The sequence below is a fragment of the Alicyclobacillus cycloheptanicus genome (assembly GCF_028751525.1).
GTDB lineage: Bacteria > Bacillota > Bacilli > Alicyclobacillales > Alicyclobacillaceae > Alicyclobacillus_L > Alicyclobacillus_L cycloheptanicus.
In genome coordinates, this window is record NZ_CP067097.1 from 3372022 (window position 1) to 3387334 (window position 15313).

Annotated in this window: 13 protein-coding genes; 12 read left to right on the forward strand and 1 reads right to left on the reverse strand. The window is 62.6% G+C overall.

What is annotated here, in order from left to right; translation table 11 throughout:
• Positions 1-104: 104 nt before the first annotated feature.
• Positions 105-614, forward strand: coding sequence for a cyclic pyranopterin monophosphate synthase MoaC (gene moaC / locus JI721_RS15805; RefSeq protein ID WP_274457901.1), 510 nt, complete (start codon positions 105-107; stop codon positions 612-614).
• Positions 615-654: 40 nt separating this feature from the next.
• Here moaC and JI721_RS15810 read toward each other — a convergent pair whose 3' ends face one another.
• Complete coding sequence (locus JI721_RS15810) at positions 655-927, reverse strand: DUF2627 family protein (protein WP_274455814.1); 273 nt, start codon at positions 925-927, stop codon at positions 655-657.
• Between the two features lie 145 nt (positions 928-1072).
• On the opposite strand from JI721_RS15810, the gene JI721_RS15815 reads away from it, so the two are divergent.
• The 11 genes from JI721_RS15815 to JI721_RS15865 all read left to right on the forward strand — a co-directional run bounded on the left by JI721_RS15815 (position 1073) and on the right by JI721_RS15865 (position 15310).
• Entirely contained in the window at positions 1073-2815 is a 1743-nt protein-coding gene (locus tag JI721_RS15815) for a sigma-54 interaction domain-containing protein (protein WP_274455815.1), read from the forward strand.
• A gap of 213 nt (positions 2816-3028) precedes the next feature.
• Positions 3029-4129, forward strand: coding sequence for a Leu/Phe/Val dehydrogenase (locus tag JI721_RS15820; protein WP_274455816.1), 1101 nt, complete (start codon positions 3029-3031; stop codon positions 4127-4129).
• Positions 4130-4153: 24 nt separating this feature from the next.
• Entirely contained in the window at positions 4154-5578 is a 1425-nt protein-coding gene (lpdA, locus tag JI721_RS15825) for a dihydrolipoyl dehydrogenase (RefSeq protein WP_274455817.1), read from the forward strand.
• A 148-nt stretch (positions 5579-5726) separates the two neighbouring features.
• On the forward strand, positions 5727-6758 hold the full coding sequence (locus JI721_RS15830) for a thiamine pyrophosphate-dependent dehydrogenase E1 component subunit alpha (RefSeq protein ID WP_274457903.1): 1032 nt from the start codon (positions 5727-5729) through the stop codon (positions 6756-6758).
• On the forward strand, positions 6742-7719 hold the full coding sequence (locus JI721_RS15835; RefSeq protein ID WP_407654119.1) for an alpha-ketoacid dehydrogenase subunit beta: 978 nt from the start codon (positions 6742-6744) through the stop codon (positions 7717-7719). The genes JI721_RS15830 and JI721_RS15835 overlap by 17 nt, the downstream gene beginning before the upstream one ends.
• Positions 7720-7809: 90 nt before the next feature.
• Positions 7810-9186, forward strand: coding sequence for a dihydrolipoamide acetyltransferase family protein (locus JI721_RS15840; protein WP_274455819.1), 1377 nt, complete (start codon positions 7810-7812; stop codon positions 9184-9186).
• A 149-nt stretch (positions 9187-9335) separates the two neighbouring features.
• On the forward strand, positions 9336-10265 hold the full coding sequence (gene lipA, locus JI721_RS15845) for a lipoyl synthase (RefSeq protein ID WP_274457907.1): 930 nt from the start codon (positions 9336-9338) through the stop codon (positions 10263-10265).
• Entirely contained in the window at positions 10262-10954 is a 693-nt protein-coding gene (lipB, locus tag JI721_RS15850) for a lipoyl(octanoyl) transferase LipB (protein WP_274455820.1), read from the forward strand. Before lipA ends, lipB begins: the two co-directional genes overlap by 4 nt.
• A 202-nt stretch (positions 10955-11156) precedes the next feature.
• The gene (locus tag JI721_RS15855; protein ID WP_274455821.1) at positions 11157-12815 is read left to right on the forward strand and encodes an acyl-CoA mutase large subunit family protein; all 1659 of its coding nucleotides are present in this window, start codon (positions 11157-11159) and stop codon (positions 12813-12815) included.
• Positions 12816-12882: 67 nt separating this feature from the next.
• A complete protein-coding gene (gene mce / locus JI721_RS15860; protein ID WP_274455822.1) occupies positions 12883-13734 on the forward strand; it encodes a methylmalonyl-CoA epimerase in 852 nt (283 codons plus the stop codon).
• Positions 13735-13768: 34 nt separating this feature from the next.
• Entirely contained in the window at positions 13769-15310 is a 1542-nt protein-coding gene (locus JI721_RS15865; RefSeq protein ID WP_274455823.1) for an acyl-CoA carboxylase subunit beta, read from the forward strand.
• The last annotated feature ends 3 nt before the right edge of the window (positions 15311-15313 follow it).

The following is a 15313-nucleotide window of genomic DNA, read 5'->3' on the forward strand; positions in this document are numbered from 1 at the left end:
GGGTCCATTTGAACGAGCACATCCATGGAGAGCACACACCACCCGGGGACGAACGTGCGGCGGCCCCGGAACTAACCCACTTTGACCCGGCTGGACATCCGCAAATGGTGGACGTTTCCGGAAAGGCGCCGACCGAGCGGACGGCGGTTGCGGCCGGGCTGGTTCGCATGCATGCGGATACGCGAAGCCGCATTGAACACCGCGCCTTCGCCAAGGGGGATGTCCTCGCTGTCGCAGAATTGGCGGGCATTATGGCGGCCAAGCGGACCGCTGACCTCATCCCGCTGTGCCACCCCATTCCGCTGACGCAGGTGCAGGTCCGCTGCCGGTTCGTGGACCCACCGCACGGCACCTTGTCACGTGCCGGGAAGGGCGCAAAGCAAACCGCGTGGCTGCGTATCGAAGCGAAGGTCAAGACCACGTATCAGACCGGCGTGGAGATGGAGGCCTTAACGGCCTGTACGGCGGCGGCGCTGACGGTCTATGACATGTGTAAATCGGTCGATCGCGGCATGGTCATTGAATCGGTGGCGCTGATGCACAAAAGCGGCGGCAAAAGCGGGACGTATGAGCGAGTGGACGAGCCGTACCAGAGGGAGGGGGCGGACGCCTGAGCACGCCTGCAGCAAGCGGCGCCGCTGAGCTGCCAGCGCTTCAGGGCTTGCGCGGATGCTCCGGTTTTTGAACGGGGCGGCCCCGCCAGCCCTCTCGTTTCAACTTGCCGCGCTTCTTGTCTCGATAGTAGACGAAGCCGCCGAGAAACGCGGTGCAGGCAAAGGCGAGAAGCAGACCGGCGAGCGCGAGGATGCCATCCACCGGGTGACCGTCGGCGAGCCAGTCCACAATGTGAATGCGGAATAAGTTGAGTCCTTCCCCAGCGCCGAGAAAGATGACAATCAAGAGGCTCCAACCGACGAGATAGTTCACGTTTCTCGCTCCTCTATGACCGTTTCCAAGATAGCCGTTTCCAATCTGTTCCGTGATGTCTATCAATCACGTCTTAGAGTTTCATCATAGCGCACGGTCATGCACCAGACAACATGCTACAATAGCAGCAGGAGGTGCCGGGTTGGTGTTTCGCGTGCTGATGGTCGGAACGGGGCCGCAAAGTGAACAAGTGATGAAAGCGCTGGCACGCCACCCTGCCGTGGAATGGCTGGGCGTGGTTGACCCCGGGGCCGGCTCGGATGTGCAGGTTCGCGCCGCGGACGATGCGTGCGCACACGCCCTTTTTGTCTATCCGGCGCTGTCCGGCGCCTTGTCGGCGGCGGTAGAACAACAGGTCAATGTCGTGCTCGACTGGTCGAACGAAGTCTCCGACACCCTGCTGACCGCACACCATCTCCGGGCCACGGTCGTGTCCGGCCCGGCGCTCGACTTGCTCGTGCAGTGGGTGGGCGCGTACAACGAGCTGGCTGCCCGGCTGGACGCCCAAGAACAGGACCTGCAGCTGCTGCGCGAAGTGCAGACGCTGTTGGAGGCCGTGATTCAAAGCACCCAGGACGCCATCACGGTCGTCGACAAGGACGGCCGCCAAATTCTCATCAACCCGGCTTACACCCGTTTGACAGGCTTGTCTCCCGAGCAGGTCATCGGCAAGTCCGCCGATGTCGATATCGCGGAAGGCGACAGCATGCACATGCAGGTGCTCACCACCGGTCGGCCGGTACGCAATGCGCAAATGAAGGTTGGGCCGTACCGGCGCGAAGTCATCGTGAACGTCGCGCCCATTCTCGTCAACGGTGAACTGCGTGGAAGTGTGGGCGTAATCCACGACATTTCCGAAATCAAGCAGCTGACGGAGGCGCTCGACCGAGCCAACAAGCTGCTGCGCTCGCTGCACGCCAAATATACGTTTTCCGACGTGGTTGGCAAGAGCCCGGCCATGGTGGTCGCGGTCGACCAAGCCAAACGTGCCGCAAAGACGCCCGCCACGGTGCTGCTGCGGGGAGAGTCTGGCACCGGCAAGGAGTTGTTCGCCCACGCCATCCACAACGAAAGTGACCGCCGGCTGCGCCCGTTTGTGCGCGTCAGCTGCGCGGCGATTTCAGAGAGTCTGCTCGAAAGCGAGATGTTCGGGTACGAGGAAGGCGCCTTTACGGGCGCCCGCCGCGGCGGCAGGCGGGGGTTGTTTGAGGAGGCCTCCGGCGGGACGCTGTTTCTCGACGAGATTGGTGAGATGAGCATCCCCACGCAAGCCAAACTGCTGCGCGCGCTGCAGGAAAAGGAAATTGTCCGTGTCGGCGGGACGACGCCGATTCCCATCAACGTGCGGATCATCGCCGCGACGCACGTCAATCTCGAACAAGCGGTGGCCAAAGGACGGTTTCGGGAGGACCTGTACTACCGGCTCAACGTGATCCCAATCGTCATTCCGCCCCTGCGCTACCGCAAGGAAGACATCGAGGCGATTGCGACACAGATTGTGCTGCGGCTCAATCAGGCCTATGGGCGCAACGTGACCCATTTGACGCCGGCGGCGGTTGCCACCTTAATGGCATACGACTGGCCGGGCAATGTGCGTGAACTGGAGAATGTGATTGGCCGGGCGATGACGAACGTGGACTATCGCGAGACCGAACTGGACGCGCGTCACTTGCCGATTCTGACCCCGCACGCACACGGCGAGGACCCGGACAGCCTCGCTGCCGCACTGCCGCTTGGCGGGAGCCTGCAGGAGGTTCTGCACACCGCCGAGCGCATCGCTATTGAACGGGCGCTCGCAGCGGCGGGCGGCAATAAGACAGAGGCCGCACGGCGGCTGGGGATTTCCGTGCGCAGTCTGTACTACAAGCTGAATCAGACCGCCGAGTGAGGCGCGGTCTGGACTGAATGAAACCGTTTGCGTGCAAAGAATTGCGCGGTGTGCAAACTATTGCACACCAGCAGCAGGCCGCGTGTCCGGTCGATGCGCCGAAGCGGCCGTGGAATGCGGCCGCACGCTGGTCGGGACACACTCGACCTTCTTGGCACGAATCTTGCATTAGACATGGATGAGCGTTGGCAGGTTGAAGGAGGAAGTGCAGCGATGGAACTTTTCACGTACCTGGAGCAGTACGACTACGAGCAAGTGGTGTTTTGTCACGATGCGTCTTCCGGGTTGAAGGCCGTGATCGCCATTCACGATACGACCCTGGGGCCAGCCCTTGGCGGCTGCCGCATGTGGACCTATCGCTCGGAGGACGAGGCGGTGCTCGACGCGCTGCGGTTGGCGCGCGGCATGACATACAAGGCGGCGGCGGCTGGACTGAACCTGGGCGGCGGCAAAACAGTCATCCTGGGCAATCCCAGGACGGACAAGAGCGAAGCCTTGTTCCGAGCGCTTGGCCGGTATATCCAAAGCTTGGGCGGCCGGTACATCACCGCCGAGGACGTCGGCACGAACGTGCATGACATGGACATCATTCACCAAGAGACGAATTTTGTCACGGGCATTTCCAAGACCTACGGGTCGAGCGGCAACCCCAGCCCGATGACGGCGCTCGGCGTGTTCCGCGGCATGCTTGCCACCGCCAAGGTGGCCTTCGGCACCGATGACCTGGCGGGGAAGACCGTCGCCATTCAGGGGCTCGGCAGCGTCGGCTACGCGCTGGCAGAACACCTGCACGCCGCGGGTGCCAACCTAATCGTGGCCGATATCAACGACACATCGGTGGACCGCGCCGTCAAGGAACTCGGTGCACGGGCTGTCAGCCCGGCTGAAATCATCGGCGAGCGCTGCGATATTTTTGCACCCTGTGCACTCGGTGCTGTGATTAACGACGACACCATCGAACGGCTGCGCTGCGGTGCAGTGGCGGGCTCGGCAAACAACCAGCTGGCAGAGGAACGCCACGGCGACCGCCTGCATGAAATGGGCATTGTTTACGCCCCAGACTACGTCATCAACGCCGGCGGCCTGATCAACGTGGCGGACGAGTTGGAGGGTTACCAGCCGGAACGTGCGCAAGCCAAGGTGGAGGCCATTTACGACATCATGCTGCAGCTCTATGACCTTGCGGCACAGGAAGGCTTGCCCAGCCATAAGGCGGCGGACCGGATGGCCCAGGCGCGCATCGACCAGATTCGCGGTGTGCGGAGCAACTACATCGCCGGCGCCAAGACCGCGCCCAACCGGACACACGGATAACAGCGCCATACGGAGGGACAAAGCATGCCAGAAGAATTCGATTTAGTGGTCCTCGGCGGCGGCACAGGCGGTTATGTCGCAGCGATTCGCGCGGCGCAGCTGGGCATGCGCGCGGCCGTCGTGGAGCGGGAGAAACTCGGGGGCACCTGTCTGCACCGCGGCTGTATTCCCAGCAAGGCGCTGCTGCGCTCGGCCGAGGTGCTGGCCCTCACACGGGAAGCATCCGATTACGGCGTGCAGACGAGTGCGCCGCAATTCGACCTTGGCGCCGCTATGGCCCGCAAGCAAAACGTCGTCGAACAACTGCATAAGGGCGTTCAGTTTTTGATGAAGAAGCACAACATCGAAGTGGTGCACGGGATTGGGCGATTGATGGGGTCGTCCATCTTTTCGCCGCAGGCGGGCGCTGTGTCCGTGGAGTCGGCGGCCGGCGAGTCGACCATTTTGTCGCCGCGGTTCACGCTGGTTGCGACGGGATCACGCCCGAAAGCCCTGCCTGGGCTCCCGTTTGACGGGGTGCGCGTGTTATCGAGCGACCACGCGCTTGAGCTGGACCACGTGCCGGCGTCGGTTGTGATTGTCGGCGGCGGGGCCATTGGCGTGGAGTGGGCGTCGATGCTGGCGGACTTCGGGGCGTCGGTCACGGTGGTCGAATTCATGCCGCGCCTGCTGCCGACGGAGGACGAGGACATCTCACGGGCGCTGGAGCGCGCCTTCAAGAAACGGCACATCCGCGTGATGACCGGTGCGCAGGTGCAGCCGGAGACCCTTCAGCAGACCGATGACGGCGTGCGGCTGCAGGTACGTACCCAGAACGGGGAGGAGGCGCTGGAGGCAGAAGTGGTGCTCGTCGCCGTCGGCCGCGAACCGGTCGTCGATGACATCGGTATCGAGGCCACGGAGGTAAAGCTGGAACGGGGCGCGATTGTCGTGGACGCGCATTACCGGACGGCTGAGAAGAGCATTTTCGCCATCGGCGACGTGATTGGCGGCATGCAGCTGGCACACGTGGCGGCGCATGAGGGCATTCACGCGGTGGAGTACATGGCAGAACTGAACCCGCGTCCGCTGGTCTATGAACAGATTGCCCGCTGCACGTACAGCCGGCCGGAAGTCGCCAGTGTGGGCTTGACTGAGCAGCAGGCGGCCGATCGCGGCGTCAAGTTGAAGGCCGGCACGTTCTCGTTTCGAAGCATCGGCAAGGCACTCGTGTTGGGCGATGCGGACGGCATGGTGAAGGTCGTGGCGGATGCCGAGACCGACGACGTTCTCGGTGTGCACATCATCGGCCCACATGCCACCGACTTGATTTCGGAGGCCGGACTGGCGCTGGTGTTGAACGCCGCCCCGTGGGAAGTTGGGCAGATGGTTCACCCGCACCCGACCCTGTCGGAGGCCATCGGCGAGGCCGCCCTGGCGGTGGACGGCAACGCGATCCACGGTGCGTGACCGGCGGTAAGCGGCTGGCGGCGAGCGAGGGCGGCAGACGGGTGGCGGCGGAGGAAGGGTGACCACGGACCGATCGCGGCAGACCGATGACATCGCATGCGCGCTTTGGCAGTTCGGCATCGCGCAGCGAGACTGGGAGGGATACCCAATGGTAACCGAGACGTTGAAGCATAGAGAAGCAGGGCTGACGGATGAAGAAGTCAAAGAAATGTACTGGACGATGGTTCTGGCCCGCACCGTGGACGAACGGATGTGGCTGCTGAACCGGGCTGGCAAGATTCCGTTCGTCATCTCCTGTCAGGGACAGGAAGGGGCGCAGGCGGGTGCGGCGTTCGCATTCGACCGCACGAAGGACTACTTCGCGCCGTACTACCGCGATTTGTGCCTCATGCTGGCCTGCGGCCACACGGCCCGCACCGAGCTGTTGGCGGCGTTTGGCAAGGCGGAAGACCCGAACAGCGGCGGACGGCAGATGCCGGGGCATTATGGCGATCGCAGCCGGCGTATCCTGACCGGGTCGAGCCCCGTTTCGACGCAAATCCCGCATGCGGTGGGCATGGCGCTGGCGGCGCGGATGCGCAACGAGGATGCGGTGGCCTATGTTTCCTTTGGTGAAGGCAGCAGCAATCAGGGCGATTTTCATGAAGCGGCGAACTTTGCCGGCGTTCATCGCTTGCCTGTGATTTTCTTCTGCGAGAACAACAAATACGCCATTTCCGTGCCAGAGCGCAAACAACTCGCTTGCAAGGATGTTGCAGAGCGCGCGGCGGGGTACGGCTTCGAGGGCGTCGTCGTCGACGGCATGGACCCGATTGAAGTGTACAGGGTCGTGAAGCGCGCGGTCGACAAAGCGCGCGCGGGCGGCGGCCCGACGCTCGTGGAAGCGAAAACCTACCGGCTGGTGCCGCACTCAAGCGACGACGACGACCGCTCCTACCGCACGCGGGAAGAGGTCGCGGAGGCGAAAAAGGGCGACTCGATTGTGCGGATGAAGACGTACCTGCTGGCGTCCGGGTTGCTGACGGAGGAAGAGAACGCGGCCCTGGTGGCGCGCGCAAAGGTTGAAGTCGACGAGGCAACGCGGTACGCGGAGAATGCGCCATATGCCGCCGAGGAGACGCTGATGCTGCACGTGTACGCAGAGGAGGGTGCTGCCCGTGGCCATGAAACAGTACATTGAAGCCATTCATGACGCGCTCTTTGAGGAAATGGGGCGCGATGAGCGGGTCTTTGTGATGGGGGAGGACGTTGGTGTGCGCGGCGGGGTGTTCCGCGTGACGACGGGGCTGATTGAGCAGTTTGGGGAGTCCCGTGTGATTGACACGCCGCTCGCTGAATCTGCAATTGTCGGGGTGGCCATCGGGGCTGCCGCCGCCGGCATGGTGCCGGTCGCCGAGATTCAGTTCGCGGACTTCATCTTGCCAGCCGTGAACCAAATCATTTCCGAAGCGGCCAAGATGCGCTACCGCTCCAACAACGACTGGCACTGCCCGCTGGTGATACGCGCGCCCTACGGCGGCGGGATTCACGGTGGTTTGTATCATTCGCAAAGCATGGAAGCGCTGTTCACGCATGTCCCGGGCCTCAAGATTGCCACGCCGTCGACGCCGCGGGACGCGAAAGGCATGCTCTTGGCCGCTATTCGCGACCCGGACCCGGTGCTGTTTTTCGAGCACAAGAAGTTGTACCGCCTGGTCAAGGAAGACGTGCCGGAGGCCGAAGAAGTGGTACCGCTGGGGAAGGCCGCGGTGCGCCGGCAGGGGGATGACATTACGGTCATATCCTACGGGTACACGCTGCACCTGGTGCTGGAGGCCGCAGAGCAGCTGGCCGCCGAAGGCATTTCCACGGAAGTCCTGGACCTGCGGACCTTGCGGCCGCTCGATGAAGCGGCGATTCTCGAGGCTGCCCGCAAGACCGGCAAGGTACTCATCGTGCATGAAGACAACAAGATTTGCGGCGTCGGCGCTGAGGTCTCGGCGCTCATCGCGGAGCAGGCGCTGTTTGACCTGGATGCGCCCATTCGCCGCCTGGCGGGACCGGAAGTGCCCGCTATGCCGTTCAGCCCGACGCTGGAGAAGGCGTACATGTTATCGACCGAGCGCATCACCGCAGAGATGCGCAAGCTGGCCAAGTTCTAGGGTGTCATCGGCTGGACGGGGCAGCGTGTTCGCGTATCCGCCCGCGTCAGCCAAGGAGATACGGATTTTGAGCTGGAAAGGGTGGACGCAATGCCGGACGTATTGATGCCGCAACTCGGGGAAAGCGTGACGGAAGGCACCATCGGGAAGTGGTTGAAACAGGTCGGCGAGACGGTTGCGAAGTACGAGCCGTTGGTGGAGGTGCTGACCGATAAAGTGAATGCGGAAGTCCCATCCGATTTCGAAGGCGTGCTGAGCGAAATCGTGGTGCCGGAAGGCGAGACAGTGAAGGTGGGCACGGTGATCTGCCGCATCGCCAGCGAGGGCGACGGACATCCAGAGGGGACAACGGACGCGGGTCGCGCAGCTGCGGACTCGGCCGCAAAAGCGGCTGCGCAGGCGTCAAATGGACCCGCGAGTGGACCGGCGCCCGCGCCGAGTGCTGCACCTTCGCCGTCTGCCGGAAGCGGCGCAGCGGACGGACGGCCCGGGGCCCGGGGCCGGTATTCGCCAGCCGTGCTGGCGCTGGCCGAACAGCACGGCATCGACTTGTCGCAAGTACCTGGGACCGGGGAAGGAGGCCGCATCACGCGCAAGGATGTCCTGGCCTACGTGCAGGGGCAGACCGCGCCATCCGATGCAGCACCCGCGGCACCTACAGGACCGGCGGCCGCACCCACAGCAGCGGCGCCGACCCTGCAAGCGCCGCCTGAGCCATCCGCACCTGCGGCCGGGCTCGGCGGCGGAAACGCGGCGTGGTCGGGGACGGACGACGAGGTGGTCGTGGAACCGACCGCGATCCGCCGGACCATTGCACGCCGCATGGTGGAAAGCAAGCACAACGCGCCGCACGCCTGGACAATGGTGGAAGCGGACGTCACCAAGCTGCAGCAGTTCCGGGACGCCATCAAAGCCGACTTCAAGCGCCGGGAAGGCATTGACCTGACGTATCTGCCGTTCTTCATCAAGGCCGTGGTGGACGGGCTGAAGCAGTTTCCGATGCTCAACGCCTCGTGGCAGGACGACAAGATTCACATCAAAAAGCGCATCCACATCTCCATTGCCGTCGCCACCGACGACGCGCTCGTCGTCCCCGTAATTCACGACGCGGACCGGCTGAGCATCGCCGGGTTGGCGCACGCAGCGAATGAGCTTGCGGCCAAGGCCAGGGGGGGCAGACTCACGCTGGACGATGTGCAGGGCGGAACATTTACCGTCAACAACACAGGGGCGTTTGGTTCGATTCTGTCGCAGCCGATTATCAACGCGCCGCAGGCGGCCATCCTGTCGTTTGAATCGATTGTCAAGCGGCCCGTGGTGGTGGACGACGCGATTGCCATCCGAAGCATGGTCAATTTGTGCTTGTCCATCGACCACCGTCTGCTGGATGGATGGGTTGCCGGACAGTTCCTGAAGGCGGTGAAAGCGCGCCTCGCGTCTTTTGGCCCGGAAACTGTACTATACTAGCCACGTTTAGTACACTAGAGGGGCGGGTTGTTCTGGCCGGGGACCGGTCAGAAACCCTGGTGTCGGGCCATTTGCCGGGCCCCGATGACGGAGGTGGCAACGTGACAGAGTCAAAACTTGCAGAAAAGCAGCGCCGCAAGGCTGAATTGATGAAAGAGCAGGCCAGGAACCGTCCGGACTGGTTGAAAATCCAGCTGAAAACGGGTCCGAACTTCCGCGAACTGAAGCAAATTATGCGCGGCGGGTCGCTACATACGGTGTGTGAAGAGGCGCACTGTCCGAATATTTTCGAGTGCTGGGAGCAGCGGACGGCGACCTTTATGATTCTTGGGGACATCTGCACCCGCGCTTGCCGGTTTTGCGCGGTGACCAGCGGCCGTCCTACAGAACTCGATCTCGCCGAACCCGCGCGGGTGGCGGAGGCGGTCGAGGCCATGGGGCTGGAGCATGTCGTCGTGACCAGCGTCGCCAGAGACGACTTGGCGGACGGCGGTGCTTCCATCTTTGCCGCGACGATTCGCGCGATTCGCGAGCGTGTGCCGAATTGCGGCATTGAGGTGCTGACTCCGGACTTCATGGGGAACTGGGACGCGCTGCAGGTCGTACTCGACGCGTCGCCGGATATTCTCAATCACAACATCGAAACCGTGCGGCGGTTGTCCGACAAGGTTCGCTCGCGCGCCAAATACGACCGCACGCTGGAATTTTTGCGGCGTGCCAAGGAAGCGCGCCCGGACATCCGGACGAAGTCCAGCATCATGGTCGGCGTGGGCGAGACGTTCGTGGAGATTCTCGAAACCATGGATGACCTGCGCGCGGCCAAGGTGGATATTTTGACCATCGGCCAGTATTTGCAGCCGACCAAAAAGCACCTGTTGGTGGAGAAATTTTATACGCCAACGGAGTTTCTGCGGCTTCGCGGCGAGGGCCTGAAACGCGGCTTTGCCCATGTGGAATCAGGCCCCCTTGTGCGGAGTTCGTACCACGCGCGCGAACAAGTGGAGCGGGCGGACGGCGTGCCGCTGCAGTCGCTGCGGGCGGAAGCTGGCGTCCGCGTATCGGAGGGACCGTCAGCTTGACAACCGAAGCGATTTCTGTGCGGTGGGTGTCTTTGGGCCGGCTGGCCTACGACGATGCCCTGGCCGCTCAACAGGCACAGTCGGAAAAGTTACTGGCAGGGTCGGGCGATGAGCAGACGGTGTACGCCGTCGAGCACCCCCCGACCATTACCATTGGCCGGGGCGGGAGCCGGGATCATATCGTTGCGCCCCCGTCCGAGCTCGAGCGGATCGACATGACCGTGCGCGAAGTCGACCGGGGCGGCGATGTGACGTACCACGGCCCCGGTCAGTTTGTGCTGTACCCGATTCTGCACCTGGAACCGTGGGGCAACGACATTGGCCGCTACGTCCGAATGCTGGAGGAGTGTGCGATTCGGGTGCTGGCAGAGGTCGGGATTACGGCGGACCGAATGGAAGGCTTTCCCGGCGTTTGGGTGGGAAACAACAAGATTTGCGCGATTGGCGTGCGTGCCCGCCGCAGGCCCAGCGGCGAGTTCGTGACATCGCACGGCATCGCACTGAACGTGACGACAGATTTGTCCCACTTCCAAACCATCATCCCATGCGGCCTGGCGGACAAAGGAGTCACGTCCGTGGCACAGGAGTTAGGCCTCACAGAGCCGTTCGACTTTGCCGCCTGGGAGAAGCGAATGCAGCACGCGTTCACGGATGTGTTCAACGTTCAGCTGCAGGCGGCGGCGTCCTGACGCGACGGGCGGCCTGCAGCTGCACCTCGTGAAGGAGGGGATGAAATGGTCACTACCGATATCTCCGTGGCCATCATGGTGGCCGTCGTGATTGTGGCCATGGGAGCGGTCTGGATTGCCGGCGGTGTCGTTGGCAAGCGCAAATAAGCGGGTGGATTTGCTGCGTACCGCCTCCACATGACCAGAGGAGGGGAAGTATGCCGTGGGGTTTCAAGATGAGTATGACGCATGGCAAGCGGCCGTAGAACAGACGGTGCAAAAGCGCCCGGAACGGAAACCGGCGTTCGTGAACCACTCCGACATTCCCGTCAAGCGGCTGTATACGCCGGCCGACGGAATCGACAGTGAGGAAGCATACCTCAACAAACTGGGTTTCCCCGGCCAGTTCCCGTATACACGCGGCATTCAGCCAACAATGTACCGGGGCCGTTACTGGACGATGCGGCAGTATGCTGGGTTCGGCTCCGCGGAAGAAACCAATGCGCGTTTCCGCTACCTGCTGGCGCAGGGTCAAACGGGCCTCAGCACCGCGTTCGACCTGCCCACCCAAATCGGATATGACGCGGACGACCCGTTCGCGAAGGGAGAGGTCGGTAAAGTCGGCGTCTCCATTTCGTCGCGGCTGGACATGGAGACGTTGTTTCGCGGCATCCCGCTCGACAAGGTCAGCACCTCCATGACCATCAACGCACCGGCCTCGGTGCTGCTGGCCATGTACCTGGTGGTCGCGGAGACACAGGGCGTCGACTGGAAACAGGTCTCGGGCACCGTGCAAAATGATATCCTGAAAGAGTATGTGGCACGCGGGACTTATATTTTCCCCCCCAAACCTTCGATGCGCCTGATTACCGACATCTTCGACTTCTGCGCCAGAGAAGTGCCAAACTGGAATACCATTTCCATCAGCGGGTATCACATCCGGGAGGCCGGGTCTACGGCGGTGCAGGAAGTAGCGTTCACGCTTTCCAACGCGATTGCCTATGTGCAAGCTGCGGTCGACAAAGGCCTGAAGGTCGACGACTTTGCGCCGCGCCTGTCTTTCTTCTTTAACGCGCATAACGATTTCTTCGAGGAAATTGCGAAGTTTCGCGCGGCCCGCAGAATGTGGGCGCACATCATGAAAGAGCGGTTTGAAGCGAAGAACCCGCGCTCCCTGCAGCTGCGTTTTCACACCCAGACGGGCGGCAGCACGCTGACGGCGCAGCAGCCCGACAACAACGTGGTGCGCGTCACCGTGCAGGCCCTGGCAGCGATTCTCGGCGGCACGCAGAGCCTGCACACGAATTCGCGCGACGAGGCGCTCGCGCTGCCGACGGAAACCTCGGCCCGTGTCGCCTTGCGCACGCAGCAGATTCTGGCGTACGAAAGCGGTGTCGCGGACACCATCGACCCGCTGGCCGGAAGCTACTATGTGGAGTCCTTGACCGACGGGATTGAGGAACGCGCCTGGCAGTACATCCGCTATATTGATGAATTGGGCGGTGCCGTAGCCGCGATCGAACAAGGCTACATGCAGCAGGAAATTCACAAGGCGGCGTACGACACGCAGATGGCGATTGAACGCGGCGACCAAGTGGTTGTGGGTGTGAACAAGTTTACGATCGATCACGAGCCGCAGCCGGAACTCCTGCGCGTCGACCCGAAGCTGGGCGAGATTCAGGCCGAGCGCCTTGCCAAGCTGCGACAAGAGCGGCCGGCCGAGGCTTGCGAGACGGCCCTGGCGCGGCTGCGGGAAGCCGCAGAAGGCACCGCGAACCTGATGCCGTACATCGTCGACGCGGTGCGCGCCTATGCGACCATTGGCGAGATCTGCAACGTACTGCGCGGTGTATTCGGCGAATACCGCTCGCCGATTTTCTAGAACGGGCACGACGCGCTTTGGGCTTGGCCCGCGCACGCGCGATGGTGATGAATGGGAGGAATGCGAGTTGGCGCATCCAATACGCGTACTGATTGCGAAACCCGGGCTGGATGGGCACGACCGCGGCGCGCTGGTGGTCGCGCAGGGGCTGCGCGACCAGGGCATGGAAGTGATCTACACCGGGCTTCGGCAAACCCCGGAACAAATCGTTGCCACGGCCATCCAGGAGGACGTTGCCTGCATTGGACTTTCCAGTTTGTCGGGCGCGCACCTCGAACTCTTCCCGGAGGTCACCCGGCGCCTCAAGGAGCTGCATGCAGAGGACATTCTCGTCATCGGGGGCGGCGTGATTCCGCAAGAGGACATTCCCATCCTCAAACAGGCGGGCATTGCCGAAGTGTTCACGCCCGGCTCGTCAATTGCGGACATGGCAGCCTTCATTCGCGAGCACGTCCGCCAGACGGATGACCTGGGCAGCGCGCCTGTTTCGGTGCCTGTCAACCGAATCGACCACATTGGCATCGCTGTGCGCTCCATTCAGGAAGCACTGCCCTTTTACACCGGTCAGTTGGGCCTTGCTGCCGTGCATGAAGAGGTCATCCCCGACCAAAAAGTGAAGGCGGTCTTTGTGCCGGTGGGCGAGACGGACCTGGAACTATTGGAACCGACTGCGCAGGACAGCCCGATTGCCAAGTTTCTCGAGAAGCATGGGCCAGGACTCCACCACATCGCCTACGCCGTCGATGATGTCGCAAAGGCGCTGTCTGCCGCCAAGGCCGCAGGGTATCGGCTGATTGACGAAGTGCCTCGCGACGGGGGGCAGGGAAAACGGATTGGGTTTGTTCATCCGAAAGACACGCATGGAACCCTGACGGAGTTCTGCCAGCGCGTCCACGAGCACGAGGCACAGCGGGGCTGACCCATCAGCGGGAAGATACGAGGGAGGCGAGCGGATGGAGGACAAGCTTTTTGAACTACAGGACCGTCGCCGCCGGGTCGAGTTGGGCGGCGGCGACGCGCGCATCCTGCAGCAGCACGAAAAGGGCAAATTGACGGCGCGCGAGCGCATCGACCTGCTGCTCGACCCAGGCACGTTTCATGAGATGAACCCGTTTGCCGCCACACGTGCAGACTACCCTGGCATGGGCCCCGTCGATGCGCCCGGCGAAGGCGTCGTCACGGGCTATGGCAACATCGATGGGCGCCTGGTGTACGTCTTCGCGCAGGACTTCACCGTGTTTGGGGGCGCGCTCGGAGAGGTTCACGCCCAGAAAATCGCCAAAATCATGGACCTGGCCGCCAAGACGGGCGCACCGGTGATTGGCTTGAACGATTCGGGCGGCGCCCGCATCCAGGAGGGGGTCGTGTCCCTGGATGGGTACGGTCACGTATTTTACCGCAACGCGATTTACTCCGGCGTGATTCCGCAGATCTCGGTCATCATGGGCCCCTGCGCCGGCGGCGCGGTGTACTCGCCGGCCATCACGGACTTTATCTATATGGTCGAAGAAACCAGCCAGATGTTTATCACGGGACCCAAAGTCATTGAAACGGTGACCGGAGAGCGCATTTCCAGCGAAGACCTGGGCGGCGCGAAAGTCCAGGAAGGCGTGAGCGGCGTCGCCCACTTCACGGCGAAGACCGAGGAAGAGGCGCTGCAAGGGGTTCGCCGGCTGCTCTCGTTTCTGCCCTCGTCCAATCAGGAACAGCCGCCGCACGTCGATCGCGGCATCGACCGCACTCCCGATGAACGGCTGCTCGAGATTGTCCCGGTGGACGGCAGTAAAGTGTATGACGTGAAGGACGTGATCGGCCGGCTGGTGGACGACGGAGACTTCCTTGAGGTGCAGCCGCTGTTCGCCCGCAACGCGGTGGTCGGGTTTGGCCGGATTGGCGGGTATGTGGTGGGCATCGTGGCGAACCAGCCGAAGTTCATGGCGGGTGGACTCGACATCGACTCGTCCGACAAAATCGCACGGTTCATCCGGTTCTGCGACGCCTTCAATATTCCGCTCATCACGCTGGAAGATGTGACGGGCTTCATCCCGGGGATCAAGCAGGAGCACGGGGGCATCATTCGTCATGGCGCGAAAATCCTGTATGCGTATTCCGAGGCGACGGTGCCCAAAATCACGGTGATTTTGCGCAAGGCCTACGGGGGCGCGTACGTTGCTTTGAACAGCAAGGCCATCGGCGCGGACGTGGTGCTCGCCTGGCCGGCGTCGGAAATCGCGGTCATGGGACCGGAGGGCGCTGCAAATATTATTTACGCGAAGGAAATTGCAGCAAGTCCCAATCCGGAAGAGACGCGCGCGGCGCGCATCCGGGAGTACCGCGACCGCTTTGCCAACCCGTACGTTGCGGCCGGGGCAGGCATGGTGGATGACGTGATCGACCCGCGCGAAACACGCGTTCAGCTGTACGATGCGCTGACGGTGCTGCGCCACAAACAGGAAAGCCGGCCGCGCAGAAAGCACGGCAATATTCCGCTTTAAGAC

What these genes read in the sequence shown, in the direction of transcription:
- JI721_RS15820 (WP_274455816.1), top strand. Translation starts at nt 3,029, where the DNA reads ATGGAACTTTTCACGTACCTGGAGCAGTACGACTACGAGCAAGTGGTG.
- JI721_RS15830 (WP_274457903.1), top strand. Translation starts at nt 5,727, where the DNA reads ATGGTAACCGAGACGTTGAAGCATAGAGAAGCAGGGCTGACGGATGAA.
- JI721_RS15865 (WP_274455823.1), top strand. Translation starts at nt 13,769, where the DNA reads ATGGAGGACAAGCTTTTTGAACTACAGGACCGTCGCCGCCGGGTCGAG.
- lpdA (WP_274455817.1), top strand. Translation starts at nt 4,154, where the DNA reads ATGCCAGAAGAATTCGATTTAGTGGTCCTCGGCGGCGGCACAGGCGGT.
- JI721_RS15840 (WP_274455819.1), top strand. Translation starts at nt 7,810, where the DNA reads ATGCCGGACGTATTGATGCCGCAACTCGGGGAAAGCGTGACGGAAGGC.
- lipA (WP_274457907.1), top strand. Translation starts at nt 9,336, where the DNA reads ATGAAAGAGCAGGCCAGGAACCGTCCGGACTGGTTGAAAATCCAGCTG.
- JI721_RS15835 (WP_407654119.1), top strand. Translation starts at nt 6,742, where the DNA reads ATGAAACAGTACATTGAAGCCATTCATGACGCGCTCTTTGAGGAAATG.
- moaC (WP_274457901.1), top strand. Translation starts at nt 105, where the DNA reads ATGGTGGACGTTTCCGGAAAGGCGCCGACCGAGCGGACGGCGGTTGCG.